Genomic DNA, 22,762 nt, shown 5'->3' on the forward strand with positions numbered 1-22,762 from the left:
ATAGCATCCGGCGGCAGGCGTTGGCCCGAGCATGACAACTCTCGGAATCATCGGAGCAGGCAACATCGGCAGCCAGGTCGCGCGCGTGGCCGTGGCCAACGGCTATGACGTCGTGATCGCGAACTCGAGAGGGCCGGAGACCCTGGCCGATCTCGTCGCCGAGCTCGGGCCGCGCGCGAAGGCGGCGACGGCGGAGGAGGCGGCCGCCGCGGCCGACGTGGCCGTGGTGACGGTGCCGCTGCACGCGATCGATCAGCTTCCCGCCGCGCAGCTCGCCGGGAAGATCGTGCTGGACACGAACAACTACTACTTCGAGCGTGACGGGCACATCGAGGCCCTCGACAAGGGCGAGACCACCACGTCCGAGCTCGTGCAGGCGCAGCTCCCGGACTCGAAGATCGCCAAGGCGTTCAACCACATCTACGCCGCCGAGATCACCACGGACGGGACTGCGGCCGGTACGCCGAACCGTCGCGCGCTGGCCACGGCCGGGGACGACGCGGAGGCCGTGGCCTTCGTCACCCGCTTCTACGACGAGGCCGGTTTCGACACGGTCAACGTCGGCCCGCTCAGCGAGTCGTGGCGAGTCGAGCGTGACCGTCCGGCGTACGTCATCCGGCAGAACGCGGAAGAGCTGGCGGCGAACGTCGCGCGGGCGAACCGTCTGCCCTGACGCGGCGCGCGCCCCGGTCTGGGATACCAAACTTGGCCAATCCTGGGCCGGGGTGCGACAATGCCCGGATGGCGGGGGCTGTGGGGGTAAGCGGGGAACTCGAGTCGGTCAGGGTCACGAGGATCCTCCGGGATGACATCGTGCTGGGTCGGCGCGCGCCCGGTTCCCGGCTCGTGGAGCGGGATATCGCCGCCGAGCTGAATGTGTCCCGACTTCCGGTGCGGGAAGCCATCCGCACGCTGGTCGCGGAGGGCGTGGTCGTGGCACGGCCCCGGACGTGGGCCGTGGTGCGGGAGTTCACCCATGACGACATCCGCAACTTCGCGGAGGTGCGCGAGGCGATCGAGACCCTCATCTTCGTGTTCGCGGCCGAGCGTCACGACGCGAAAGGGCTCGCTCGGCTGCGCGAGGCGTACGAGCGCGAAGTCGCCGCGGCCCGGGCCGGCGACGCGGAGACGGCCCGGACGGCGGCCGCGGCGTTCCATGAGGTCGCCGTCGATCTGGCGGGCAACGAGATGCTCGGCGAGCTCATCGCCGTGTTCCTGACGCGCTTGCGCTGGTTGTTCGGACAGCACGACGATCTGGAGGCGATGGCGGAGGAGCACCGCGTCATCCTCGACGCCGTCCGTGCGCGCGATGTCGAGGCGCTGCGACGGATCGTGCCCGCGCACCTGGCGAGCGGGCACTCCGCGGCCGAACGGCGGCTGGCGCAGACGGCGACCACCTGAGGCGTCCGTCGGGAGAACGACCCCCGGACGCGCCGCGAGCGGTTGTATCCTTGTCCGGTCGGAGTCGGTCCGGTCTGTTCGCGCTGTCCTGGGGAGCGAGATGCGAAGTCTTGCTGTCGTCGTCGGGGGGATCCTCCTGCTCGGAGGTGCTGCGCTCCTGGTGGTGGCCGATCAGGAGCGCGCCGCCGGTGTCGCCGCCGTGAAGGCGGAGATCGCGCGGATCGAGCAAGTGCTCGCGGAGTCGCAGGCCGAGAACCTCGAACTGGCGGAGCGTCTCACCGCTCTGCGATCGCGCATCGCGGAGCAGGACGCCGAGCTGAACGACACGACGGGCTTCCTGCCGTGAGGCGCCGGGTGCTCGCAGTGACGGTGTCGGCGGCCGTGCTCGTCGCGGCGGCTGCCGTCGCGCGATCCGACGCACTGGACCAGGAGCGCGCCGAGGCGGTGGCCGAGCTCTCCGTGCTGGCCGACCGGTCCTACGACGCCGCACAGCGCACCGACCACCTGTCCGGCGCCGTGGCGCGGGCCGAGCAGGACGCAGAGGATCGGGCTGGCGTGCTCGCGGTGCGGCCGGCATTCCTGGAGGAGCTCTCGACGCTGGCCGCCGTTCTCCAGGGTGCGGACGGCAAGATCGACACGGCGGCACACCTCGCGTCCGCCCGGTCTGCCCAGGAGACCGTGCGCGCCGAGCGCCATGACCCGGACACCGTGGTCGCGGCGACCGCGACGGTGGAGGCGCTCACCCAGAAGGTCGGCACCGAGGTCGCCGGCTGGCAGGCGTCGCAGAGCGCCGGCCCCGGCGGGCCCGCATGGACATCGAGCGGGCCGGACGGCTACGCGCGGGTGCGCGCCGCCCTCGACAGGGTCGGCGGCGGGGGCGTGGGGCTGTACGAGTCGTCGTCGTGCGCGGGCGGCACGGCGCCTGCCTGTGCCAACAGCAACGGCTACATCAAGTACCGCGCCGACATCACCGGGTGGAGTGACGGACGCCTGAACTGGGCGATGGCGCATGAGCTGGCCCACATCTATCAGTTCCGCGTCTGGGGCTCCCTCACCTCCTCGGGCGCGTACGGGGCGATGTTCGGTGGCGACCCGGAGTTCCTCGCCAACTGCATGGCCGTGGTCCGCGGCTTCCCGGGGGCGGTGGGCTGCTCCGGCGAGCAGCAGGCCTGGGCCTCGGGGATCTGGGTCGGCGTCGTCGGCTGAGCCGCAGTCCGACGCGATGTCGGAGGTCTCCGGCATCCTGATCGGAGCCGTTCCGGCCGAGACTGCGCGGCATCGATACCGGTACGCTCGAGAGAAGGAGGTGCGGGTGGGACGGACTGCGGATGCCATCGCCGAAGGCGTCGCGATCGCGACGGCCGCTGCGCGCCTCGCCGTGAAGAATCACATCCTCATCGGCACCATCGCGGAGGACGGCGTCTTCGACCTCGACAAGTACGTCGAGGATGCGAGGGCTGCCCTCGGCGCGATGGCCGAGGAGTCGGAGGAGGCCGCCGCCACGGTCACGGCCCTGCGCAAGCGCGCCCGCGGCCGGCATTCCGATCCGGTCGGCACGCACGACTACCGTGACCGCGATGTGCGCAATCTTCGGCGGCGGGCCAAGCAGTCGCTCGGCGTCGCGCAGCGTCTGCGCGAGATGATGGACGACCGTGCCCAGCTGGAGAGCATCGTCGAGGAGGCGCGCGCGGCGGCCTGGGCCGACGTGCGGCACAACCTCGACCGCCGGCTGCGCGTCGAGGGCATGCGACCGGATCAGGACCCGGACTACGCGCGCATGCGGGAGGCGCGCATGCAGGCGCTGCGCCTTGTCGATCTCCAGGCGCTCTCGTCGCAGCAGCGGGCCAAGGAGAAACGGCGGAAGAAGCAGGAGAAGGCGGCCGCGAAGGGGGAGTGAGGCCTCGTTTCGCTTTCCGGTCCCGTCTGTTGTAGGCTGGTCGTCGGCCCGCTGAGCGGTAAAGCACCGCGGGTCCTGCGCCTCTAGCTCAATGGATAGAGCATCTGACTACGGATCAGAAGGTTGGGGGTTCGAGTCCCTCGAGGCGCACACTGTGTTGAGACAGTACGAGAACCCCCGTCGCGCAAGCGGCGGGGGTTCTCGCTGTTCCGGGGCGAGTGCTCCGGTCAGAGCAGGCTGGTGATCGCCGGGTCGCGCTCGGCGAGGTCGGCTGCCGTGGCCATGATGGCGGTGCGCATCGCGGCCACCGCGACCGCGGGGGTGACGTCGGAGCGATGGGCGAGACTGATCGTCCGCGACATCGCCGGGTGGGCGAGGCGCGCCGACCGCAGCGCGGGGCGTTCGTACAGCACCATGGCCGGGACCACCGCGACCCCGACGCCCCGTTCGACGAAGCGGAGCACCGCATCCATCTCCGCACCCTCCAGCGCGAGGGTCGGGGTGAGATCGGCGGCGCGGAAAGCGGCGTCCATCGCGGCCCGCAGCTCATAGCTCTCGTCGAACTGGATGAGCGGGAGGGTGGCGAGGTGCGCGAGGCTCACGGACGGGCCGTGGGTGACCGGAGGTGCGGACGCCGACGAGATCACCACGAGCTCCTCGGCGAGGAGCGGAACGTGCGTGAGGCTGACCCCCGCGGGCACCGGTCCCTCGGACTGGGTGACGAGGGCGATGTCGACCGCCCCGACCGCGAGCTGCTCGACCAGCAGCCGGGAGCCGCCCTCGGTGAGGTGGAGATCGATGCCGGGGTGGGTGGCATGGAACGAGCTGAGGGCCTCCGCCACGAGGCTGATGCAGAGCGTGGGCGGGGCGCCCAGGCGCACGCGGCCGCGGCGGAGTCCGGCGAGCTCGGCCACCTCGTCGCGGATGGCGTCGGCTTCGGCGAGCATGCGCTGCGCATGGGGGAGGACCGTCTCGCCGGCGGCTGTCAGGGCGATGTGACCGCGAGCGCGATGGAACAGCTCGGCGCCGAGTTCCCGCTCGAGGGTCGAGATCTGACGGCTCAGTGATGGCTGGGCGAGGTGGAGGTGCTCGGACGCGCGGGTGAAATGGCCGAGGCGGGCGACTTCGACGAACCCGCGGAGCTGCTCGAGGTTCATATCCATAGCGTACCCGCATGGTTTCCAGACCAACTATGCATTGGAGTTATTAGGATCGCCTAACTAGCGTCGAGAGCATGAATGCACCCGAACGACAGATCTCCACCACGGTCCTCGTGATCGGCACCGGAGGCTCCGGGCTCCGCGCCGCGATCGAGGTCGCCGAGCACGGCGTCGACGTGCTCGCCGTCGGCAAGCGCCCCCGGCAGGACGCCCACACGTCGCTCGCGGCGGGCGGCATCAACGCCGCTCTCGGCACGATGGATGCCGAGGACAGCTGGCAGCAGCACGCGGCGGACACGATCAAGGAGAGCTACCTCCTCGCCAATCCCCACACCGTCCAGATCGTCACCCAGGGCGCCGAACGCGGCATCCGCGACCTCGAGCGCTGGGGCATGGACTTCGCCCGCGAAGGGGACGGCCGCATCTCGCAGCGTTTCTTCGGCGCGCACACGTACCGCCGCACGGCCTTCGCCGGCGACTACACCGGCCTCGAGATCCAGCGGACGCTGGTCGCCCGTGCCGAGCAGCTCGACGTCCCCATCCTCGACAACGTCTACATCACGCGCCTGCTCGTGCGCGACAACGTCGTCTTCGGCGCCTACGGCTTCGATCAGGCGGACGGCACGCGCTACCTCATCCATGCGGACGCCGTGATCCTCGCCGCCGGCGGACACAACCGCATCTGGCGCCGCACGTCGTCGCGCCGCGACGAGAACACCGGAGACTCCTTCCGGCTCGCCGTCGAGGCGGGGGCGCGACTTCGCGACCCCGAGCTGGTGCAGTTCCATCCGTCCGGCATCATCGAGCCCGAGAACGCCGCCGGCACGCTCATCTCCGAGGCCGCGCGCGGGGAGGGCGGCATCCTCCGCAACGCCCTCGGCGAGCGGTTCATGGCGAAGTACGACCCCGAGCGGATGGAGCTGTCTACTCGCGACCGGGTCGCGCTCGCCGCTTACACCGAGATCCAGGAAGGGCGCGGCACCGCGAACGGCGGCGTCTGGCTCGATGTGTCCCACCTACCCCGCGAGACCATCATGACGCGGCTTCCGCGTGTGTATCAGACGATGATGGAGCTGCAGATGCTCGACATCACGGCGGAGCCGATCGAGATCGCGCCGACCGCGCATTACTCGATGGGCGGCGTGTGGGTGCGGCCGGACGACCACCAGACCGACGTCGACGGGCTGTACGCGATCGGGGAGGCGTCGAGCGGACTCCACGGCGCGAACCGTCTCGGGGGCAACTCCCTCATCGAGCTGCTCGTCTACGGCCGGATCGTCGGTCAGGCCGCGATGGCCCACGCCGCGGGGCTGGACGCCCAGCGCCGGTCGGCCGATGCGGTCGCCGCCGCCCGTGCCGAGATCGACGACCTCCTCGCCGCGGAGGGGCGCGAGAACGTGCGGGCTCTGCAGCGCGCGATCCGCAACCTCATGACGGAGTACGCCGGCGTGGTGCGGTCGGAGGACGGGCTGAACGCCGGCCTCGCCGACCTCGACATGATCGAGGGGCGGATGGAGGACATCGGCATCCACCCGGACATCGCCGGGTTCCAGGACCTCGCACACGCGTTCGACCTCAAGGCCTCCGCGCTCGCCGCCCGGGCCACGCTGGAGGCGGCGCGGGAGAGGCGCGAGACCCGCGGATGCCACAACCGCAGCGACTTCCCGGACACCGATCCCACGCTGCAGGTGAACCTCGTCTGGTCGCCGACCGCCGGCGTGACGCGCGAGGAGATCCCCGCGATCCCCGACGAGATCGCCGAGCTCATGCGCGACGTCGACACGACCGGCAAGCTCGTCGAGTAGTCCCCCGAGACCCCGCTTTCGCGTCGAGACCCCGCCCTGCAGATGTCTGCAGGGCGGGGTCTCGGCGATAGTGCGGGGTCTCGGGTAGGGGGTCAGTCGACGCCGAGGCCGACGGCCTCGTGGTCCGGCTCCGGGTCGTCACGCTTCGGGGCCTTCGGCTCCTCGCCCGGAGCCTTCTCGGTGCTGGGCTCCTCCAGCTCCTCGGTACTCGGGACCTCTGCCGGGTCGGCGTCTTCCGGAGAGTCCGCCTGCTCCGGCGTCGTCGCCTCGCCCTCCGTGGTGTCGGAGGCCGGGGTCGGGGTGGGGGTCTGCGCCTCGGGCGAGAGGTCGTCGTTCGCGGTCGGTTCGGGAGTGCTGTCGGTCATGATCGTCCCTTTCTGCGATGTCGTGTCCTCAGCCTGCCTCCGCCTCTGCGGAACATGAAGGGCCTTGACGCGGACCCGCCGGCCGCGCGGTTAATCGCGGTGAACCGGAATCCCGAACTCGGCGTAGCCTGGAGGGGTGACTGCGTACGTCTCGGCCTTCGACCTCTTCTCCATCGGCGTCGGCCCGTCCAGCTCGCACACCGTCGGACCCATGCGCGCCGCGCTCGACTTCGCGCGGCAGCTGACCGCCTCCGGGGAACTCGACCGCGTCGGCCGCGTCGAGTGCACGCTGTACGGCTCGCTCGGCGCCACCGGGATCGGCCACGGCACCCCGGATGCGGTCGTCGCGGGGCTTCGCGGTCTCGCTCCCGAGACGTGCGATCCGGCGGCCGTCCGTGCGGCGTGGTCGGCGTATCCGGAGGGGGAGCCGTTGCGGATCGACGGCGCCCATGCGGTGCCGTTCCGGAAGGACGACATCGTGTTCGCGCCCCGGACCCGCCTTCCCGGCCACCCGAACGCCATGACGCTCATCGCCCGTGATGCCGACGGGACCACCCTGTTCGAGCAGACGTACTACTCGATCGGCGGGGGGTTCATCCGGCGCGAGGGGGAGGAGGCGCACCTTTCGACCGGTGCCTTCCCGCATCCCTATGCCGATGCCGCCTCGCTACTCGCCCTCTGCGATGAGCACGGCCTGTCCATCGCGGAGGTCGCCCGCCGCAATGAGACGGCACTGCGCAGCGAGGAGGAGGTCGCCGCCGGCCTCGATGCGATCTGGGACGCGATGGCGGGCTGCGTGGACGCCGGCCTCCACGCCGAGGGCGTCCTTCCGGGCATGCTGCAGGTGAAGCGCCGTGCGGGCACGATCCGCGCGCAGCTCGAGGCGGTCGAAGCCGACGGGCACCGGGAGCTCCCCGGCGAGTGGCTCGGGGCTTTCGCGCTCGCGGTGAACGAGGAGAACGCGGCGGGTGGCCGCGTCGTGACGGCACCCACCAACGGCGCGGCGGGCATCCTCCCGGCGGTGGCGATGTACTGGTGGCGCTTCCTCGCCGATTCGGGTCTCGGAGCCGGGAACGCGGTGACGCCGTACGGGGAGCTCGTCGGCAGCGCGCTGCTCGGGTTCGACGGAGCTCCGCCGTCGCCTCCCGCGCTCGACGGCGAGGACGCGGAGATCGCGGAGGCCAACCGCCGCCGGGGCATCCGCAGGTTCCTGCTGACGGCCACCGCCCTCGGGTCGCTGTTCAAGGCCAACGCCTCGATCTCCGGCGCCGAAGGCGGGTGTCAGGCTGAGGTCGGCTCCGCCTGCGCGATGGCCGCGGGCGGGCTCACCGCGGTGATGGGCGGCACGAACCGACAGATCGAGAACGCCGCGGAGATCGCGATGGAGCACCACCTCGGCCTCACGTGCGACCCGATCGGCGGACTCGTGCAGATCCCGTGCATCGAGCGCAACGCCATCGCCGCCTCGACCGCCGTCACCGCCGCACGCCTCGCGCTCCGCGGCGACGGGAGCCACTACGTCTCGCTGGATGCGGTCGTCGAGACGATGCGCCAGACGGGTCTCGACATGTCGACGAAGTACAAGGAGACCAGCGAGGGGGGTCTGGCGGTGAACGTCATCGAGTGCTGACCTCGCCGAGCCACCCCCTTTCGCGCGCCCCGGCCCGCTGCGTGCGCACGGAGAGGGGTGGCAGGCACACAGAGGGGCGGGTCGACGGAGGAGGGAGAGGCACATGCGGCAGCACCCGGTCGTCGCGGTGCGGCCGAACGAGGAGGCGCCGATCCCGGACGGGACGTGGCCGACGAACATCCCCGCGGTGGCCCAGGTGCTGCGCGAGGGACTGGATCTCGGGCCGGGAGTGACCTTCGTCGTCGGTGAGAACGGCAGCGGGAAGTCCACCCTCGTCGAGGGCATCGCGATCGCGTACGGTCTCTCCCCGGAAGGCGGGTCGCGCCAGGCGCAGCACCGGACGCGGCCGAGCGAGTCGCCGCTGTCGGACTGGCTGCGCCTCCAACGAGGCGTCGGGGCGCACCGCTGGGGGTTCTTCCTCCGGGCGGAGACGATGCACTCGTTCTACACGTATCTCGAGGAGAACCCTTCCCTGCGCGGCGATGTGCCCTTCCATGAGATGAGCCACGGGGAGTCGTTCCTCGCCCTGCTCGACAGCCGCTTCGATGATCCGGGGTTCTACTGCCTGGACGAGCCGGAGGCCGCGCTGTCGTTCCACTCGACTCTCACGCTGATCGCCGTGCTGCAGCGCATCGCCGACGAGGGCGGCCAGGTGCTGTGCGCCACGCACTCGCCGGTGCTCGCGGCGCTTCCGGGTGCGGCCATCCTGGAGGTCGGGGAGTGGGGACTCCGCCCGGCCGCCTGGGAGGACCTCGAGATCGTGAACCACTGGCGCTCGTTCCTCGGACAGCCGCAGCGGTATCTCCGACATCTGCTCGGTGAGTGAGGATCCGCGGAGCCGTAGGCTGGCGGGCATGGCCGAGCAGAAGGCGTCGAGACGACGCGGGCGCCCGCGCGGCGGCACCGACTCCCGCGAGCGCATCGTGTCCGCCGCCGTCGACGAGTTCGGTGCGCAGGGGTACGACGGCGCCACGGTGCGGTCGATCGCCGCCCGCGCCGGGGTCGACTCCGCGCTCGTCCACCACTACTTCGGCACCAAGGCCGACCTGTTCGCCGAGGCCGCCGGAATACCGCTGCGCCCCGACCTCGACGTCCCCGAGATCCTCGCGGGGCCGAAGGACGAAGCGGGGGCCCGGCTCGTCCGCTATGTGCTCGACGCGTTCGAGAAGCCCGACGTGCGCCGCCGCGGCGTGCTGCTCCTGCGCACGGCGATCGGGAGCAGACTGACGACGCCCCTCCTCGCCGGTTTCCTCTCCCGCGAACTGCTCTCCCGTGTGGCGCGCCGCCTCGACGTGGAGGACGCCGACCTCCGTGCCGCCCTCGTCGCGTCGCAGATCGCCGGCATGCTCATCGGCCGCTACGTCCTGCAGCTTCCCGCGCTCGCCGGCGCCTCCGTCGACGAGCTCGTCCGCCGCGTCGGCCCCACGGTCCAGCGCTACCTCCTCGACTGACCCTCCCCGCGGCGGGCACAGCTTCGGAGATCTCGGTCGCCGCGCCGGACGGCACGGGCCGGCGGCGGCGTGTCGATCCGACGCTCCGAAGCTGTGCCCACCGAGGCGTTGACGCCCGACGAGGCGAGGCGCATAATTCATCGCATGATGAATAATGCGGCCGTCGAGATCACGCAGCTGCGCGCGCGGCGTGGGGCCGTGTCCGTGTTCGACGGCATCGATCTCGCCGTGCCGCGTGGCCAGATCACGGGTTTGCTGGGCCCCTCGGGGTGCGGCAAGACCACGCTCATGCGGTCGATCGTCGGTGTGCAGCGGATCGCCTCCGGCGACGTCACCGTTCTCGGCGAGCCGGGCGGGTCCCGCCGGCTCCGACTCCGTGTCGCGTACGGCACGCAGGGTGCCTCGGTCTACGGCGATCTCAGCGTGCGGCAGAATCTCGCCTACTTCGCGTCACTCCTGAAGGCGCCGAAGGGGGACGTCGACCGGGTCATCCAGGAGGTCGGTCTCGGCGCGCAGGCGGGGCAGCTCGTCGATGCGCTCAGCGGCGGCCAGGCGACGCGGGTGTCGCTCGCGGTTGCCCTGATCGGCTCACCGGAGCTCATCGTGCTGGACGAGCCGACCGTCGGACTCGACCCCGTGCTGCGCGCGGAGCTCTGGACCCTGTTCCGCCGGCTGGCCGACCGGGGCGTCACGCTCATCGTGTCGAGTCACGTGATGGACGAGGCGGTGCGCTGCGACCGGCTGCTGCTGATGCGGGAGGGGAGGATCATCGCCGACACCACGCCGTCCGCACTGCTCGCCGACACCGGCACGACCGACGCCGAGGCCGCGTTCCTGGCGCTGATCGAACGCGACAGGGCCGCCGGCGCCGCGCCCTCCCGGCGCGCACGCCGAGAAGCGCAGGAACGCCAGGAGGAGGACGGGACATGAACGGCCGCCGGCTGTTCGCGACCGCCGGCCGTGTGCTCACGCAGCTCCGACACGACCCGCGGTCCATCGCCCTGATGCTCATCGCCCCGAGCCTGCTCGTCGGTCTCTTCGCCTGGCTGTTCAGCGAGCAGGACGGTGTGTTCGACCAGTTCGGCGGTGCGATCCTGGCGCTGTTCCCGTTCATCGTGATGTTCCTCATCACGTCGATCACCACCCTGCGGGAGCGCCGTTCCGGCACGCTCGAACGTCTGATGACCACGCCGCTCGAGAAGGCCGACTTCATCCTCGGGTACGCGCTCGCGTTCGGGTTGATGGCGGTGCTGCAGGCGGTCATCACGGTGTCGTTCGCGGTCGGGGTGTGCGGGCTCGACGTGGACGGGCCGCTGTGGCAGCTGGGTCTCGTCGCGGTGGTCGATGCCCTGCTCGGCACGGCGCTGGGGCTCCTGGCGAGCGCGTTCGCCCAGACCGAGTTCCAGGCGGTGCAGTTCATGCCGTTGCTGGTGTTCCCGCAGATCATCCTCGGCGGTCTGTTCATGCCGCGCGACCAGATGCCCGACGTGCTGTACGCCATCTCCGACTGGCTGCCGCTGAGCTACGCGATCGACACCATCAACGCGGTCGCGGCGGGGGACGAGGGTGGGGACGTGTTCGGTCCGCTGCTCATCGTCGTGGCCTTCGCCGTCGGCGCTCTGGTGCTCGCAGCGCTCACACTGCGGCGGCGCACGCGCTGAGCCGAAGTCCTGGCCTGGATCAGCGCGGGGCGCGGTTCTTGGTGTGCTTCGTCGGCACGGCGGCCCACGGGTCCTCGGGCCACGGGTGCCGGGGGTAGCGGCCGCGCATCTCGGCGCGCACCTGGGCGTAGGGACCCGACCAGAACGAGGCGAGGTCGTCTGTGACCGCGAGCGGCCGCCCCGCCGGGGACAGCAGATGGAAGAGCACGGGGACGCGGCCGTCCACGAGCCGGGGAGTCTCCGCCCAGCCGAAGCACTCCTGCAGCTTCACCGCCACGACCGGGCGTGCGCTCGGATCCCCGTCGGGTTCCGGGTAGGAGATGCGCACGCGGGAGCCGCTGGGCACGTCAAGCCGTTCCGGGACGAGCGCATCGAGGTGCACGGCTTCGGGCCAGGGCAGCAGACGACGAAGGGCGGACGTGAGGTCCAGCCGGCCGATGGGGGTGCCGGCTGCCAGCGCGTCGAGCTCCGGTGCCAGCCAGGCGTCGAGCGATGCGAGCAGACCCGCGTCCGACACATCGGGCCAGGGATCGCCGAGCTCCCGTCGCAGCAGTGCGAGACGGCGGCGCAGGGCATCCGCGCCGTCGGACCACGTGAACATGCCGAGGCCATCGCGTCGGAGTGCTCGGCCCACGGCATCCCGGCCTTCCGAGGCCGCGGCGCGCACCGGCACCGATGACCGCAGGATCGCACCGATCCGGCGTTCGCGGCGGGCCTGCACCCGACCTCCGACGAACTCGGCCTCGACACGGTCGGTCATCAGAGGGCCCGACGCACGCTCCATCTGCTCCTCGGTGAGTACCGCTGCGCAGCGGATGACCGCACCGGAGCCGGCTGCCGCCCGGGACGCGGCTCGGGTGACGTCGGCCACGGCGAGCCATTCCGACGCGGCCAGAGCGCCGCTGACGCCGGCCCGGGTGCCGGAGGCCAGCAGGAAGGTCGCTCCCGACCCGGTGCGTTCGACACGGTGAGCGACGCGCTCGGGGAAGGCCAGCGCGATCACGAGACCGACGCCGTCGAGACCGGCGCGGGTGCCCGGCGCCGGAGCGACCAGGCGTTCCAGGCGACGCGCCTCCTCGCGCCAGCGGCGGGCCTCGGCCGTGCCCCCTCCGCGCAACGCGACGAGAGCGTGGGCGATGTCGGCATTCGGGATGCGCTGGTCCCCGCCGAGAAGCGCCACGACCTCGGCGGCGAGCCGGCTCCCCACCGCGGGACTGCCGACCCGCGGCGCTCTGGCCAGCCGAGGATCGGTGGGGATTCGTGCCAGCGCACGGCCCTCTGCCGTGGCGCGCCCGTCGTCGTCGATCGCTCCGAGACCGCGGAGCACCGTGACGGCATCGGCAAGGCTGTCGGCTCGCAGCGGTTCGATCATGCGCAGGCCGGCGCCGCCCGGGGCGCCCCAGCAGGCGAGCAGGAGGGCGGCGTCGGTGAGGTCTGCCGTGGCGATCTCCGGCGACGGCCGCGCAGGAGCGGCAGCATAGGTGCGCTCGTCCACACAGCGGATCACGGTGCCGGGGCCCTGTCGGGTGGCGCGTCCGGCTCGCTGCACACAGGAGGAACGGGAGGCGGCGGTGGTGACCAGACCGGTCATCCCGCGGGCGGCGTCGCGCTGCGGCTGCCGGGCCAGACAGCTGTCCACGACCAGCCGCACACCCGGCACCGTGAGAGACGACTCGGCGAGGGAGGTGGCGACGATGATGCGGGGCCGGGCTTCCGACGCGCGACCGCGGATCACGGCGTCCTGCTCCGCCGGCGGGATCTGGCCGTGCAGCTCCCGGACGTCGAAGGCGCTGTTCCGGTCGCGGACTCGTCGCGCGATCTCCGCCACTTCGCGCGCGCCAGGGGCGAACACGAGCACATCCGCTTCGGGGTCATTCCGGACGAGCTCGGCGGCGGCGGTGGCGGTGACACTCGCGACGTGATCGAGGAAGCCCCGAGTGACTCCGCGTTCGTCGAGGCGGGGCGCGGAACCCGGTGCCCAGCGCTCGGTGAGGGGGAAAGCCGGGACGTCGTGGTCGACGATCGGCGCGGGAGACTCCTCGGTGCCGATGACCGCGGCGATCCGGTCGGCGTCGAGGGTCGCGGACATCGCGATGACGACGAGGTCGTCCCGCAGTTCGCGCACCTCGGAGAGCAGGCCGACGAGGAGGTCGGTCTCGAGGGCACGCTCGTGCACCTCGTCGATGATGACCGCACTCACGCCGTCGAGTCCGGGGTCGTCGAGCATCCGTCGCAGGAGCACGCCAGCGGTGACGAACTCGACCCTCGTGTCCGGCCCGACAGTGCGCTCGCCGCGGACGGTGAAGCCCACCCGGGAGCCGAGGGGTGTGCCGTCGAGCTGTGCGAGTCGGCGAGCGGCCGCGCGCGCGGCGATCCGGCGCGGCTGGGTGACGATCACGCGGCCGGTGCGGCGTGAGGCGAGGAGCGGCGGGACGAGCGTGGTCTTGCCCGTGCCCGGCGGCGCGGTCACGACCACGGATCCGCTCGTGTCGAGGGCGGTGGAGAGGTCGTCGAGGGCGCCCGCAAAAGACAGACCGGCGCCGATGGCGGTGAGGTCGAAGGCAGCGCGGGTCACCTGTCCAGTCTGCCCGGTCGTGAGACAGCGGATGCCGCGACCCGATCGGCCGCGGCATCCGCTGTCGTACGCTGCTTACTCCACAGCGGGAGCGGGCGGCGCGGGCGGCGGTGGAGTGGTCGGCGCGGGCGTACGCGGCGCCGAGGCGGGCGCTGACGCTTCGGCGACTCCCGCCCCGAAGCCGCGGCCGACGGCCTGTCCCTGGATGATGCCGGCGAGGTCGAGGCCGGTTGCGGAGTGCACGCTGTCGAAGACCGAACGCAGGGCCTTCGCGCTGTCGGCACCGACGACGTTGGACGCGCCGTCCTCGCCGGATCCGCCGACGATCGAGACGTTGCCGATGGCGGCGTAGCCCTTCGCGAACTCGGACATGATCGAGGGCAGCACTTCCAGCACGCGCTGCGAGAGGAACGCGTCCTGGTTGGAGGCGATGGCTTTGGCCTCAGCCTCGACGGCGGCGGCACGGGCCTCACCCTCGGCGCGGATCGCCTCGGCCTCGGCGTTGGCGCGCAGGCGACGGGCTTCGGCTTCCGCCTCCGCCTGGGCGCGCAGCGCGTCGGCGTCACCGGTGGCCTTCGCGATCGCGGCCGCCGCCTCACCGTCGGCGCGCGCCTTGTCGGCCTGCGCCTGCTGCTCGGCGATGCGGGTGCGCGCCTCGGCCTGCTTGACCTGCTCGATCGCCGCCGCCTCGGCCGCGCGCTCACGCGTGTAGAGCTCGGCCTGCGCGCGGGTCTCCGCCTCGTACCGCTGCGCGTCCGCGACGCGCTTGACGTCGGCGTCGAGCTGCGCCTGCTTGTTCTCGGCCTGCTGCTGCAGCACGGCCTGCTCCGCCTGGGCGCGGGCGAGCTGCTCGGCCTGCTCCGCCTCGGCGCGCGCGCGGCCGATGCCGGCGTTGGCGTTGGCGGTGTTCGTGTCGAGCGCGGTCTGCTCGACGAGGTTCGCCTCCTGGTTCGCGATGTTCTTCTGGTTGATCGCGCGGTCGGCGTTGGTCTGCGAGATCTCCGCGGCCTGGCGCTTCGCCTGGATCTCCGGGGCACCGAGGGACTGGATGTAGCCGACCTTGTCGGTGATGCCCTTGATCTGGAAGGAGTCGAGGATGAGACCCTGCTCGGCGAGCTCCTGGGAGACGTCGGCGGCGATCTGGTCGGAGAACTTCTTGCGCTCCCGCATGAGCTCCACGACCGAGAGCGTCGCGACGATGCCGCGCAGGGCGCCCTCGAGCTGCTCGGTGGTGAACTGCTCGATGGCCTTGTCCTGGGAGGCGAAGCGCTCGGCGGCCCGGCGCACCAGCAGCGGGTCGGAGCCGATCTTCACGATCGCGACGCCGTCGACGTTGAGCGTCACGTTGTCGAGCGACTGTGCCTCGGCGTTGAGCGACACCTGCCGCGACCGGAGCGAGATGATCTCGTGGCGCTGGGTGATCGGGTTGACGAGCGACTTGCCGTTCACGATGACCGTGACCGGCGATTCCGACATCTCGGAACTGCTCGTGCCGTCGGCGCCGATCACGGCACGCTGCACCTTCTGCTTGCGTCCGGAGATGACGAGCGCTTCGTCGGCGCGAGCCACCTTGATCCAGCTGCGTGCGAACAGCAGCAGGATCAGCAGGACGACGATCGCGGCGACGACCGCGATCCCGATGACGATGAGGATGCCGACGATTCCGGCGATCTCCATGGATGACCTCCCTGGTTCCCCCCGAGGGGGCGGTCCGATATGCCCACGGTCGATGTGGGCGTGCGCAACCCACCCTGCCAGAAAAGCGCCGCCCGCCCCCGTCGCGGGCGCCATGATCCCGTCGTCGGTGGAGAGGTAACCGACCACGACGAGTGTGGAGGAGCGCGCGGGTCAGCGGGTGCGGAGCTTCTCCGCGAGGTCGCGGAGCAGGCGCAGCTCCTCGTCATCGAGCCGCGACATCCGGTCGGCGATGGACCGGCCGTGCACGGTCGCGAGCGCACGGAACGCCCGGGCGCCTTCGTCCGTCGCGCGGATCAGGGCGCCGCGGCCGTCGTCCGGGTCGGCGCATTTCGCGACCAGTCCCCGCGTCACCATCCGGTCGACGAGGCGGGAGACGCTCGGCTGGCTGATGAGCATGTTGGCGGTGATGTCGCGCAGGCGGGCGGTCATCTCCGGCGAGCGCGTGACGGTGAGCAGCACGTCGTACTCGGCCTGCGTGATGTCGCCGGTGTCGAAGTCGGCCGCCATCTCGGTGAACAGTTCGTGCTGCGCGCGGAAGAGGCTTTCCCAGGCCTCCAGCGCGAGCTTCCGATCGGTCATCCTCACAGAGTACCGGGCGCAGTAAAGGGCCGGTCGGAGAGGCTCCCGACCGGCCCTTGTCCCTTGCACCAAGAGTGTCCTGCAATCACATGCGGTGGATGCCACAGCAAACATTCACCGTGCGATCACTGTATAACGGCAAGGTAACGAATGCAACGGTTTGGTCACGGATGTTCCCGCTGGCCCCCGCCGCAGTGCGGCCGGTGGGCGCGCGACCGACGGGTTCAGACGAGGAAGGCTGCGGTCACCAGCAGATACGTCGGCGCCGTCCGTCTGTTCCCCCACGCGTAGATGCAGCCGTACAGGACGGCGGCCGCCATCGCGTAGACGCCCGTCGCGGGGCCTTGGAGGAAGATGTGCACGGCGCCCCAGGTGAGCGCCAGGACGAGCCCGCCCCAGGGGAGAGCCGGGCGTCCGAAGGCGATCTCTCCCGCACGCTGTCCTAGCGCGATGACGAGGAGAATCACGCAGGCTTCACAGAGGTAGTAGACGAGCAGCAGGGCGAAGGCGAGCGGCGTAGCCTCGCCCTGGGCTGCGGACAGTCGCTCGTATTCCCCGACGAGTTTCCACTCCTGCAGGACGACGACGCGGACGCCGATGGCCACGGCGCCCGCGACGAGCACACCGAGTGCACGGAGTGCCGTGTGTCCGCGAAGTGGGGCGAGCTCGGCGGCGGACGCGCCGGCTGCACGGCGCGCCGCGCGGAAGACGAGGAGCGCCCCGATCAACCACCCAGCCGCGGTGACCGCCCAATGCAGGAGGGCACCGGCCGCAGCGCCCACCGAAGCCCACAGCGGATCGAGCAGCATCGTCGCGACGAGCTCCCAACCGAAGACGGCGAAGGCGTACAGGGCCAGGACGAGCGAGTGACCCGCAGTCGACGTCAGGCGCGGGTCGTCTCGGCGTTCCGTCACCGGACGAGCATATCGACGAGCGCCAGCGCCCGTCGCCGGCGGGGGCGTGAGAAAGACGCTCACGCGAACCGGGCCGCGCAGGCCGGGCGGATACTGGAAGGGACGGTTTCGAGAGCCCCCGCCTCCGCACCGCGCGGCAGACCTCTCGAACGCCAGGAAGAAGATGCTCATGAAAGCTCTCCGCTACGTCGAGATCGGCAAGCCCCCGGTGGTGGTCGACATCCCGATTCCGAAGCCCGGCCCCGGACAGGTCCTGCTCAAGATCACCGCGGGTGGTGTCTGCCACTCCGACGACTACGTCATGGGACTCTCCGAGAAGGACTACCACGAGCAGGGCTACCCGCTGCCGTTGACGCTCGGGCATGAAGGCGCCGGCGTCGTGCACGAGATCGGCGAGGGCGTCGACTCGGCCCTGAAGGTCGGGGATGCCGTGGCCGTCTACGGGCCCTGGGGCTGTGGCCGCTGCCACAACTGCTCGATGGGCAAGGAGAACTACTGCACGAACGCCGCCGCCGAAGGCATCCGTCCTCCGGGCCTGGGCAGCCAGGGGTCGATGGCCGAGTACATGATCGTCGACGACGCGCGCCACCTCGTGCCGCTCGGGGACCTCGACCCCGTGCAGAACGTCTCGCTGACCGACGCGGGCCTCACTCCGTACCACGCGATCAAGAACTCGCTTCCGAAGCTCGGCGCCGGCACGGTCGCGGTCGTGATCGGCACCGGCGGGCTCGGCCACGTCGGCATCCAGATCCTCAAGGCCATCTCGGGTGCCACGGTCATCGCGCTGGACGTGAACGACGAGAAGCTGAAGCTCGCCACCGAGGTCGGCGCGGATCACGTGCTGATCAGCGATGCATCGGCCGCCGAGAAGATCCGCGAGCTCACCGGCGGTCTCGGCGCGAACGCCGTGTTCGACTTCGTCGGCGCGAACCCGACGATCGCCCTGGCGCAGAGCGTGGCCGCGCTCGAGGCCGACATCACGATCGTGGGCATCGGCGGAGGCAGCATGACCCTCGGCTTCGGCTCGATCGCCTATGACGCGGCCGTGCGCATCCCCTACTGGGGTTCGCGCGCCGAGCTGATCGAGGTGCTGGACCTCGCCCGCGCCGGCAAGATCCACGTCCAGACCGAGAGCTACACGCTCGACGACGGCCCGAAGGCGTACGAGGACCTCGCGTCGAACAGCATCCGCGGGCGAGCCGTCATCGTCCCCTGACGTCGGCCTCGAACGCCCGGGAGGGATCGCCCTCCCGGGCGTTCGTCGCGTCCGTACGCCTCAGCAGACCATTCCCCGCACCTCTTTCGATGCTCGGCGCGTCGCGTGGTCAATACTCAATTGACTTGAATATCATGTCGACATGACTGCGAGAGAGATGCGTGAGCCGACGTTCCTGATTTTGACGGCACTCGCCGGAGGGCGGAAGCACGGTTACGCGCTCATCGCCGAAGCGGGCGAGCTCTCGGCGCACCGCGTTCAGCTCAAGGTGGGCACTCTCTACGCAGCGTTGGATCGTCTGGGAGCTGAAGGGCTGGTGAGGGCGGCGGGGGACGAGGTGATCGATGGTCGTGTCCGTCGCTACTACGAGCTGACGGACGAGGGGGCGGCGGCGTTGGCTGCCGCTGCCGAGCGATCCGCCCGGATTGCGGCCGAGGCTCAAACGAGATTGAAACGAACCCGTCCGGCGTTCGGCATGACCGTGGGCGTCGCATGACCGCGCTCGATCCCCAGCGATTCCGCCGCGCTTTCCTGCTTCATCCGCGAGCTTGGCGCGAACAGAATGAAGCGGCGGCGGTAGGCGTGCTCATGGATGCCGCGGAGTCCTCGGGTGAGGCGCGACTGCAGTTCGCAGAGCGACTGAGCATTTACTTCCATGCGGTGTCTGCGTGGCTTGAGTATGCCCTTGGCCCCGCCCGCAACGCGACCGCCTCGCTCGGACTGGGCACCGGCATCGCCGTAGCTGCTGTCTACCTGGTGGCCTTCGTGGTGGCCCCCGTGGCGGCGCAGGAGTTCGTCCCCGCGAGCATGGCGCTCGTCGGCGTAGCACTCGTCGTCCCGTGGGTCGCTGCGGGGCTCCTGGCGATGTCCGGATATGGGCGCGCAAGTCGGTGGGCTGTTGTGTCCGCAGTGCTCGCATGTCTCGCGGTCGGCATGGCGCGTCTCTGGCTGCCGGGTTTGCCTCTTCCATCAACGATGACCCTGTTGTTCTTCGCCCTGTCGGCTGTCGTCGCTCTGCTGGGCCGTTCCCGAGCGTCGGTGACCTGGGGGGCACTGATTGGGGTCGGGCTCTTCGTCGCGGCGATCGCGCTGGCGTCCGGGTTGTTCGGGAGTTTCACCGATTGGCGCCTGTGGGTGCAGTCGTCCTACTTCTTGATCTTCGTCCTGAGCGTCTGGTTCGTCGGTCTTCTCACGGCTGCCGCTTGCGGGCGCGAATCTGCTGCGCTGGCGGGCATGGTTTACGCCGCTCCCTGGGCGATCCTGATGGTCGCTGGGGCAGGGAGGGGTGGCGCCCCCGCGTGGGCCTTGTTCCTGATCGTTCTCATCTGGCTGTGTGCATCCGTCGCAGTAGCCGCTACCGTGCGTGTTCGGGGTTCGCGTCGGCGACGTCGCACGTACGTCCGCTGATCTGAGCTGCGGCACGTCGGGAGTCAGAGAGCAGCCGCCCTGCGAGGCCAGTCCGGAGTAGCGGCGAATCGCCCTCAGCCGCGGCGTCGCCGGTCGGCGAGGAGGGCGAGCGCCGCATCGATCGCACTTGCCGCCGCGTCGGGGGCCACGCGCACGAGGGCGAAGGCGGAGACCACGAGCCCCGTGCAGGCGTCGGCCAGGGTCTCGATCTCCGTTCCCGCAAGGTCGGGGAGGGCGGCCCGGACGCCGCGGGCGAACGCCCCTCGGAGCTCCGCGCGATAGGACGCGACGACCCGGGCGACCGCGTCGTCGGTGCCGATGGGGGCGGCGGCGGTGTTGACCAGCAGGCAGCCGCTCGTCGCCGGGAGGCTGCCCGTCGTCAGCAGGGCCGCACGCAGTCCGCCGAGATAGGTCTCCAGGGCCTCCGGCGCCACGACCTCGCCCGTCAACGGGGCGAGGCGCGGGCGGATGACCTCGTCCAGGTAGCTCTCGACGGCGGCGTCGAAGAGTCCGCGTTTGGAACCGAAGGCGTGATAGATGCTCGAGCGGCTGAGGCCGGTCGCGCGCTCGAGCTCCGGCAGCGGCGCGCTCTCGAAGCCGCGCTCCCAGAAGACGCCGCGTGCCGCGCGGACCACTTCCGCGGTGTCGAAAGTCTGTGTGCGCCCCATCCGCCCTGCTCCTGCTCTTTTGTGAATCGCTTGATCCAGTATATATTGGAACGACCGATACAGAATGCGCGGCCCCGCCGCGTCGAAGGGGGGACTGCCATGGTCATCGCCGGACTCGTGCTCGCAGGCATCGCGGCGCTCGTGCACGTCTATATCTTCTGGCTCGAGTCGTTCGCCTGGACCAGCGCGCGCGCTCGCCGCACGTTCGGCACGGGCACGGCGGAGGAGGCCGCACGACAGAAGGAGCTCGCCTTCAACCAGGGCTTCTACAACCTGTTCCTCGCGATCGCCGTCCTCCTCGGCATCGTCCTCTTCGCCACGGGAGCGACGGCCGTCGGCGCGACCCTCGTCTTCACCGGCGCGGGATCGATGGTCGCCGCGAGCCTCGTGCTGCTGCTGTCGAGCCCCGACAAGGCGTCCGCCGCCCTGAAGCAGGGCGTCATCCCGGCGCTCGGCGTCATCGCGCTGGCCATCGGCCTCCTCGTCTGAGTCCGGCCGCAGCACCCCCAGAACCTCACGAGGAGAGAAATGTCCCACGCCATCAGCACCCAGATCCAGCTCGCCCGCCGCCCCGAGGGGTGGCCGACCCACGACGACTTCCGCACCGTCGAGGTGGAGCTGAGCGATCCGGCGCCGGGGGAGGTGCGCGTGGCGAACGAATTCGTCTCCGTCGACCCCTATATGCGCGGGCGGATGAACGACGTCCGCAGCTATGTCGCCCCCTACGCCCTCGACGAGGTCATCGCGGGTGGCGCCATCGGCCGGGTCGTCGCCTCTGCGGCGGACGACCTCCCGGTCGGCACGGTCGTGCTGCACCAGCACGGCTGGAGCGATGTCGTGCAGGCGGACTCGGCGACCTTCCGGGCCGTGCCCGAGGTGCCCGGCATGCCGCTGTCGCTGCGCCTGCACATCCTCGGCATGACCGGCCTCACCGCGTACGTCGGCCTCACCGCGATCGCCGGACTCGCCCCGGGCGACACCGTCTTCGTCTCCGGCGCCGCCGGTGCCGTCGGCACGGCTGTCGGTCAGATCGCCAAGCTCCTCGGCGCGGGCCGCGTCATCGGCTCGGCGGGCTCGCCCGAGAAGGTCGCCCTGCTGACCGAGAAGTACGGCTACGACGCGGCGTTCAACTACAAGGACGGCCCGGTGCGCGAGCAGCTCGCCGCCCTCGCGCCCGAGGGCGTGGACGTGTTCTTCGACAACGTCGGCGGCGACCATCTCGAAGCCGCGCTCGACGTGATGAACGACGGTGGCCGGATCGCGCTGTGCGGCGCCATCACGAGCTACAACACCACCGAGCGCGTGCCCGGGCCCGACAACATGGCGAACATCATCACGCGCGGGCTCCGTCTCCAGGGCTTCACGCTGGCCGCGTACCTGCACCTGTCGCCGGAGTTCAGCGAGAAGATGACCCGCTGGTTCGCGGAAGGACGGATCGCCTACGACGAGACCATCGTCGACGGCATCGAGAACACGGTCGATGCGTTCCTCGACATGATGCGCGGAGCCAACACGGGGAAGATGCTCGTGCGCGTCACGCCCTCCGCCTGACGTCCGGGGCGGGCCGCCAGCGCATTTGAGATATATTGCTTGAGACGTAGAACTTCACTCTCCATGACCCCCACTGGAGGCAGTGTGACACTCTCTGGCGGCCCCCTCGAACGCCGGTCGATGAGCGACGAGGCTTTCGTGCGCCTGCAGGATGCCATCATCAGCGGCGAGCTTCAGCCCGGCGAGCGCCTGCGCGACTACGAGCTCGCCGAACGCCTCGGCACCTCGAAGACGCCGATCCGTCATGCCCTCGACCGCCTGGCCGACAACGGCCTCGTCGAGATGCAGCGCAATCGCTACACCCGCGTGGCTCCGATCGATCTGGAACGGGTGCGCAACGCCGTCGACCTGTTCGGCGACATCTGGATCGGCTCGGTCCGCCACGTCATGCCGGTGATCCAGGACGACGATGTGGCCTATCTCGTCGAGCTGGCCGACGACATGGCGGCGTCGGTGCAGGAGCGGGACATCATCGCGTTCGGTGCGGCGCTCCGCAGCGCGGCGACGGGTTTCGCCCGGATCGAGGGCAACGCCACGCGCGCCAACTCCATCGAGCGCCTCGGCCCGCAGATCCGCCGGTTCACCCAGCACGCGAAGGACGCCGTGGACTGGTCCGCCGTCGAGGAGTTCGTCGGCGCGATCCGCGAGGCGACGTCGGAGCGCGACGCGGTCAAGACCCGTGCCGTGCTGGTGACCTTCTTCGACGAGACGCTCCCGGCGATCATCGATCGGGCCGAGCAGTCGGGACTCGCCGAGATCTCGGAGTGATCGACCGCTGACGAAC

Annotated in this window: 24 protein-coding genes and 1 tRNA gene; 18 read left to right on the top strand and 7 right to left on the bottom strand. The window is 70.7% G+C overall.

The features are described from left to right. Positions 1-31 precede the first annotated feature (31 nt). The 6 genes from CJ226_RS00395 to CJ226_RS00420 all read left to right on the top strand — a co-directional run bounded on the left by CJ226_RS00395 (position 32) and on the right by CJ226_RS00420 (position 3,448). A complete protein-coding gene (locus tag CJ226_RS00395; protein ID WP_102208003.1) occupies positions 32-673 on the top strand; it encodes an NADPH-dependent F420 reductase in 642 nt (213 codons plus the stop codon). 68 nt (positions 674-741) lie between these two features. Continuing rightward, positions 742-1,401, top strand: coding sequence for a GntR family transcriptional regulator (locus tag CJ226_RS00400; RefSeq protein ID WP_102208004.1), 660 nt, complete (start codon positions 742-744; stop codon positions 1,399-1,401). A 100-nt stretch (positions 1,402-1,501) separates the two neighbouring features. Next, positions 1,502-1,747 carry a hypothetical protein gene (locus CJ226_RS00405; protein WP_025104550.1) on the top strand — a complete coding sequence of 82 codons (246 nt, stop codon included), beginning with the start codon at positions 1,502-1,504 and terminating at the stop codon, positions 1,745-1,747. An 8-nt stretch (positions 1,748-1,755) separates the two neighbouring features. Next, positions 1,756-2,607: a hypothetical protein gene (locus CJ226_RS00410; RefSeq protein WP_257996411.1), complete on the top strand. Its 852-nt coding sequence runs from the start codon at positions 1,756-1,758 to the stop codon at positions 2,605-2,607. 106 nt (positions 2,608-2,713) lie between these two features. After that, on the top strand, positions 2,714-3,298 hold the full coding sequence (locus CJ226_RS00415; RefSeq protein ID WP_062635572.1) for a hypothetical protein: 585 nt from the start codon (positions 2,714-2,716) through the stop codon (positions 3,296-3,298). Between the two features lie 77 nt (positions 3,299-3,375). Further along, positions 3,376-3,448: transfer RNA gene (locus CJ226_RS00420), tRNA-Arg, on the top strand. A 77-nt stretch (positions 3,449-3,525) separates the two neighbouring features. Here the strand turns inward: CJ226_RS00420 and CJ226_RS00425 are convergent. Further along, positions 3,526-4,461, bottom strand: a complete 936-nt coding sequence (locus CJ226_RS00425; RefSeq protein WP_180964500.1) for a LysR family transcriptional regulator — start codon at positions 4,459-4,461, stop codon at positions 3,526-3,528. Positions 4,462-4,532: 71 nt separating this feature from the next. On the opposite strand from CJ226_RS00425, the gene CJ226_RS00430 reads away from it, so the two are divergent. After that, on the top strand, positions 4,533-6,263 hold the full coding sequence (locus CJ226_RS00430) for an L-aspartate oxidase (protein ID WP_062635576.1): 1,731 nt from the start codon (positions 4,533-4,535) through the stop codon (positions 6,261-6,263). 92 nt (positions 6,264-6,355) lie between these two features. On the opposite strand, the gene CJ226_RS00435 is transcribed toward CJ226_RS00430, so the two are convergent. Continuing rightward, the gene (locus CJ226_RS00435; RefSeq protein WP_062635578.1) at positions 6,356-6,628 is read right to left on the bottom strand and encodes a hypothetical protein; all 273 of its coding nucleotides are present in this window, start codon (positions 6,626-6,628) and stop codon (positions 6,356-6,358) included. A 136-nt stretch (positions 6,629-6,764) separates the two neighbouring features. Between CJ226_RS00435 and CJ226_RS00440 the strand changes: the two genes are divergently transcribed. The 5 genes from CJ226_RS00440 (at position 6,765) to CJ226_RS00460 (ending at position 11,370) form a co-directional block, all read left to right on the top strand. Then, entirely contained in the window at positions 6,765-8,258 is a 1,494-nt protein-coding gene (locus tag CJ226_RS00440; protein WP_102208006.1) for an L-serine ammonia-lyase, iron-sulfur-dependent, subunit alpha, read from the top strand. A 103-nt stretch (positions 8,259-8,361) separates the two neighbouring features. After that, positions 8,362-9,084 (top strand): AAA family ATPase, encoded by a 723-nt coding sequence (locus tag CJ226_RS00445; RefSeq protein WP_102208007.1) that lies wholly within the window; start codon positions 8,362-8,364, stop codon positions 9,082-9,084. 28 nt (positions 9,085-9,112) lie between these two features. Beyond that, on the top strand, positions 9,113-9,709 hold the full coding sequence (locus CJ226_RS00450; protein ID WP_102208008.1) for a TetR family transcriptional regulator: 597 nt from the start codon (positions 9,113-9,115) through the stop codon (positions 9,707-9,709). Between the two features lie 144 nt (positions 9,710-9,853). Next, complete coding sequence (locus CJ226_RS00455; RefSeq protein ID WP_102208009.1) at positions 9,854-10,639, top strand: ABC transporter ATP-binding protein; 786 nt, start codon at positions 9,854-9,856, stop codon at positions 10,637-10,639. Further along, positions 10,636-11,370: an ABC transporter permease gene (locus CJ226_RS00460; protein ID WP_102208010.1), complete on the top strand. Its 735-nt coding sequence runs from the start codon at positions 10,636-10,638 to the stop codon at positions 11,368-11,370. The genes CJ226_RS00455 and CJ226_RS00460 overlap by 4 nt, the downstream gene beginning before the upstream one ends. Before the next feature lie 19 nt (positions 11,371-11,389). Here CJ226_RS00460 and hrpB read toward each other — a convergent pair whose 3' ends face one another. The 4 genes from hrpB to CJ226_RS00480 form a co-directional block, all read right to left on the bottom strand. After that, complete coding sequence (hrpB, locus tag CJ226_RS00465) at positions 11,390-13,945, bottom strand: ATP-dependent helicase HrpB (protein ID WP_102208011.1); 2,556 nt, start codon at positions 13,943-13,945, stop codon at positions 11,390-11,392. Positions 13,946-14,020: 75 nt separating this feature from the next. After that, on the bottom strand, positions 14,021-15,622 hold the full coding sequence (locus CJ226_RS00470; RefSeq protein WP_102208012.1) for an SPFH domain-containing protein: 1,602 nt from the start codon (positions 15,620-15,622) through the stop codon (positions 14,021-14,023). Between the two features lie 171 nt (positions 15,623-15,793). Then, positions 15,794-16,222 carry a MarR family winged helix-turn-helix transcriptional regulator gene (locus tag CJ226_RS00475; RefSeq protein WP_025104537.1) on the bottom strand — a complete coding sequence of 143 codons (429 nt, stop codon included), beginning with the start codon at positions 16,220-16,222 and terminating at the stop codon, positions 15,794-15,796. Positions 16,223-16,446: 224 nt separating this feature from the next. Beyond that, positions 16,447-17,136, bottom strand: a complete 690-nt coding sequence (locus tag CJ226_RS00480; RefSeq protein ID WP_102208013.1) for a hypothetical protein — start codon at positions 17,134-17,136, stop codon at positions 16,447-16,449. Between the two features lie 169 nt (positions 17,137-17,305). Here CJ226_RS00480 and CJ226_RS00485 point away from each other — a divergent pair, with 169 nt between their 5' ends. From CJ226_RS00485 to CJ226_RS00495, 3 genes are all read left to right on the top strand, one after another. Next, positions 17,306-18,352: an NAD(P)-dependent alcohol dehydrogenase gene (locus CJ226_RS00485; protein WP_102208383.1), complete on the top strand. Its 1,047-nt coding sequence runs from the start codon at positions 17,306-17,308 to the stop codon at positions 18,350-18,352. Positions 18,353-18,494: 142 nt separating this feature from the next. Further along, positions 18,495-18,848 carry a PadR family transcriptional regulator gene (locus CJ226_RS00490; protein WP_062635618.1) on the top strand — a complete coding sequence of 118 codons (354 nt, stop codon included), beginning with the start codon at positions 18,495-18,497 and terminating at the stop codon, positions 18,846-18,848. After that, positions 18,845-19,759, top strand: coding sequence for a hypothetical protein (locus CJ226_RS00495; RefSeq protein ID WP_146008182.1), 915 nt, complete (start codon positions 18,845-18,847; stop codon positions 19,757-19,759). Before CJ226_RS00490 ends, CJ226_RS00495 begins: the two co-directional genes overlap by 4 nt. A 74-nt stretch (positions 19,760-19,833) precedes the next feature. Here the strand turns inward: CJ226_RS00495 and CJ226_RS00500 are convergent, their stop codons facing one another. Then, positions 19,834-20,427, bottom strand: coding sequence for a TetR/AcrR family transcriptional regulator (locus tag CJ226_RS00500; protein WP_102208015.1), 594 nt, complete (start codon positions 20,425-20,427; stop codon positions 19,834-19,836). A 99-nt stretch (positions 20,428-20,526) separates the two neighbouring features. Here CJ226_RS00500 and CJ226_RS00505 point away from each other — a divergent pair, with 99 nt between their 5' ends. From CJ226_RS00505 to CJ226_RS00515, 3 genes are all read left to right on the top strand, one after another. Next, a complete protein-coding gene (locus tag CJ226_RS00505) occupies positions 20,527-20,916 on the top strand; it encodes a DUF1304 domain-containing protein (RefSeq protein ID WP_025104514.1) in 390 nt (129 codons plus the stop codon). Between the two features lie 39 nt (positions 20,917-20,955). Further along, positions 20,956-21,978 (top strand): NADP-dependent oxidoreductase, encoded by a 1,023-nt coding sequence (locus CJ226_RS00510; protein ID WP_102208016.1) that lies wholly within the window; start codon positions 20,956-20,958, stop codon positions 21,976-21,978. Between the two features lie 120 nt (positions 21,979-22,098). Further along, positions 22,099-22,746: a GntR family transcriptional regulator gene (locus tag CJ226_RS00515; RefSeq protein WP_062635627.1), complete on the top strand. Its 648-nt coding sequence runs from the start codon at positions 22,099-22,101 to the stop codon at positions 22,744-22,746. Positions 22,747-22,762: the final 16 nt, after the last annotated feature.

The organism is Microbacterium sp. UMB0228, assembly GCF_002871415.1.
Classification (GTDB): domain Bacteria; phylum Actinomycetota; class Actinomycetes; order Actinomycetales; family Microbacteriaceae; genus Microbacterium.

Bases quoted from the DNA above. Each gene is read 5' to 3' on its own strand.
- CJ226_RS00405 (WP_025104550.1), top strand. From the start codon at position 1,502: ATGCGAAGTCTTGCTGTCGTCGTCGGGGGGATCCTCCTGCTCGGAGGT.
- CJ226_RS00455 (WP_102208009.1), top strand. From the start codon at position 9,854: ATGATGAATAATGCGGCCGTCGAGATCACGCAGCTGCGCGCGCGGCGT.
- CJ226_RS00445 (WP_102208007.1), top strand. From the start codon at position 8,362: ATGCGGCAGCACCCGGTCGTCGCGGTGCGGCCGAACGAGGAGGCGCCG.
- CJ226_RS00515 (WP_062635627.1), top strand. From the start codon at position 22,099: ATGAGCGACGAGGCTTTCGTGCGCCTGCAGGATGCCATCATCAGCGGC.
- CJ226_RS00460 (WP_102208010.1), top strand. From the start codon at position 10,636: ATGAACGGCCGCCGGCTGTTCGCGACCGCCGGCCGTGTGCTCACGCAG.
- CJ226_RS00425 (WP_180964500.1), bottom strand. From the start codon at position 4,461: ATGGATATGAACCTCGAGCAGCTCCGCGGGTTCGTCGAAGTCGCCCGC.
- CJ226_RS00435 (WP_062635578.1), bottom strand. From the start codon at position 6,628: ATGACCGACAGCACTCCCGAACCGACCGCGAACGACGACCTCTCGCCC.
- CJ226_RS00400 (WP_102208004.1), top strand. From the start codon at position 742: ATGGCGGGGGCTGTGGGGGTAAGCGGGGAACTCGAGTCGGTCAGGGTC.
- CJ226_RS00450 (WP_102208008.1), top strand. From the start codon at position 9,113: ATGGCCGAGCAGAAGGCGTCGAGACGACGCGGGCGCCCGCGCGGCGGC.
- CJ226_RS00475 (WP_025104537.1), bottom strand. From the start codon at position 16,222: ATGACCGATCGGAAGCTCGCGCTGGAGGCCTGGGAAAGCCTCTTCCGC.
- CJ226_RS00495 (WP_146008182.1), top strand. From the start codon at position 18,845: ATGACCGCGCTCGATCCCCAGCGATTCCGCCGCGCTTTCCTGCTTCAT.
- CJ226_RS00500 (WP_102208015.1), bottom strand. From the start codon at position 20,427: ATGGGGCGCACACAGACTTTCGACACCGCGGAAGTGGTCCGCGCGGCA.
- CJ226_RS00510 (WP_102208016.1), top strand. From the start codon at position 20,956: ATGTCCCACGCCATCAGCACCCAGATCCAGCTCGCCCGCCGCCCCGAG.
- CJ226_RS00490 (WP_062635618.1), top strand. From the start codon at position 18,495: ATGACTGCGAGAGAGATGCGTGAGCCGACGTTCCTGATTTTGACGGCA.
- CJ226_RS00430 (WP_062635576.1), top strand. From the start codon at position 4,533: ATGAATGCACCCGAACGACAGATCTCCACCACGGTCCTCGTGATCGGC.
- CJ226_RS00505 (WP_025104514.1), top strand. From the start codon at position 20,527: ATGGTCATCGCCGGACTCGTGCTCGCAGGCATCGCGGCGCTCGTGCAC.
- CJ226_RS00395 (WP_102208003.1), top strand. From the start codon at position 32: ATGACAACTCTCGGAATCATCGGAGCAGGCAACATCGGCAGCCAGGTC.
- CJ226_RS00470 (WP_102208012.1), bottom strand. From the start codon at position 15,622: ATGGAGATCGCCGGAATCGTCGGCATCCTCATCGTCATCGGGATCGCG.
- CJ226_RS00485 (WP_102208383.1), top strand. From the start codon at position 17,306: ATGAAAGCTCTCCGCTACGTCGAGATCGGCAAGCCCCCGGTGGTGGTC.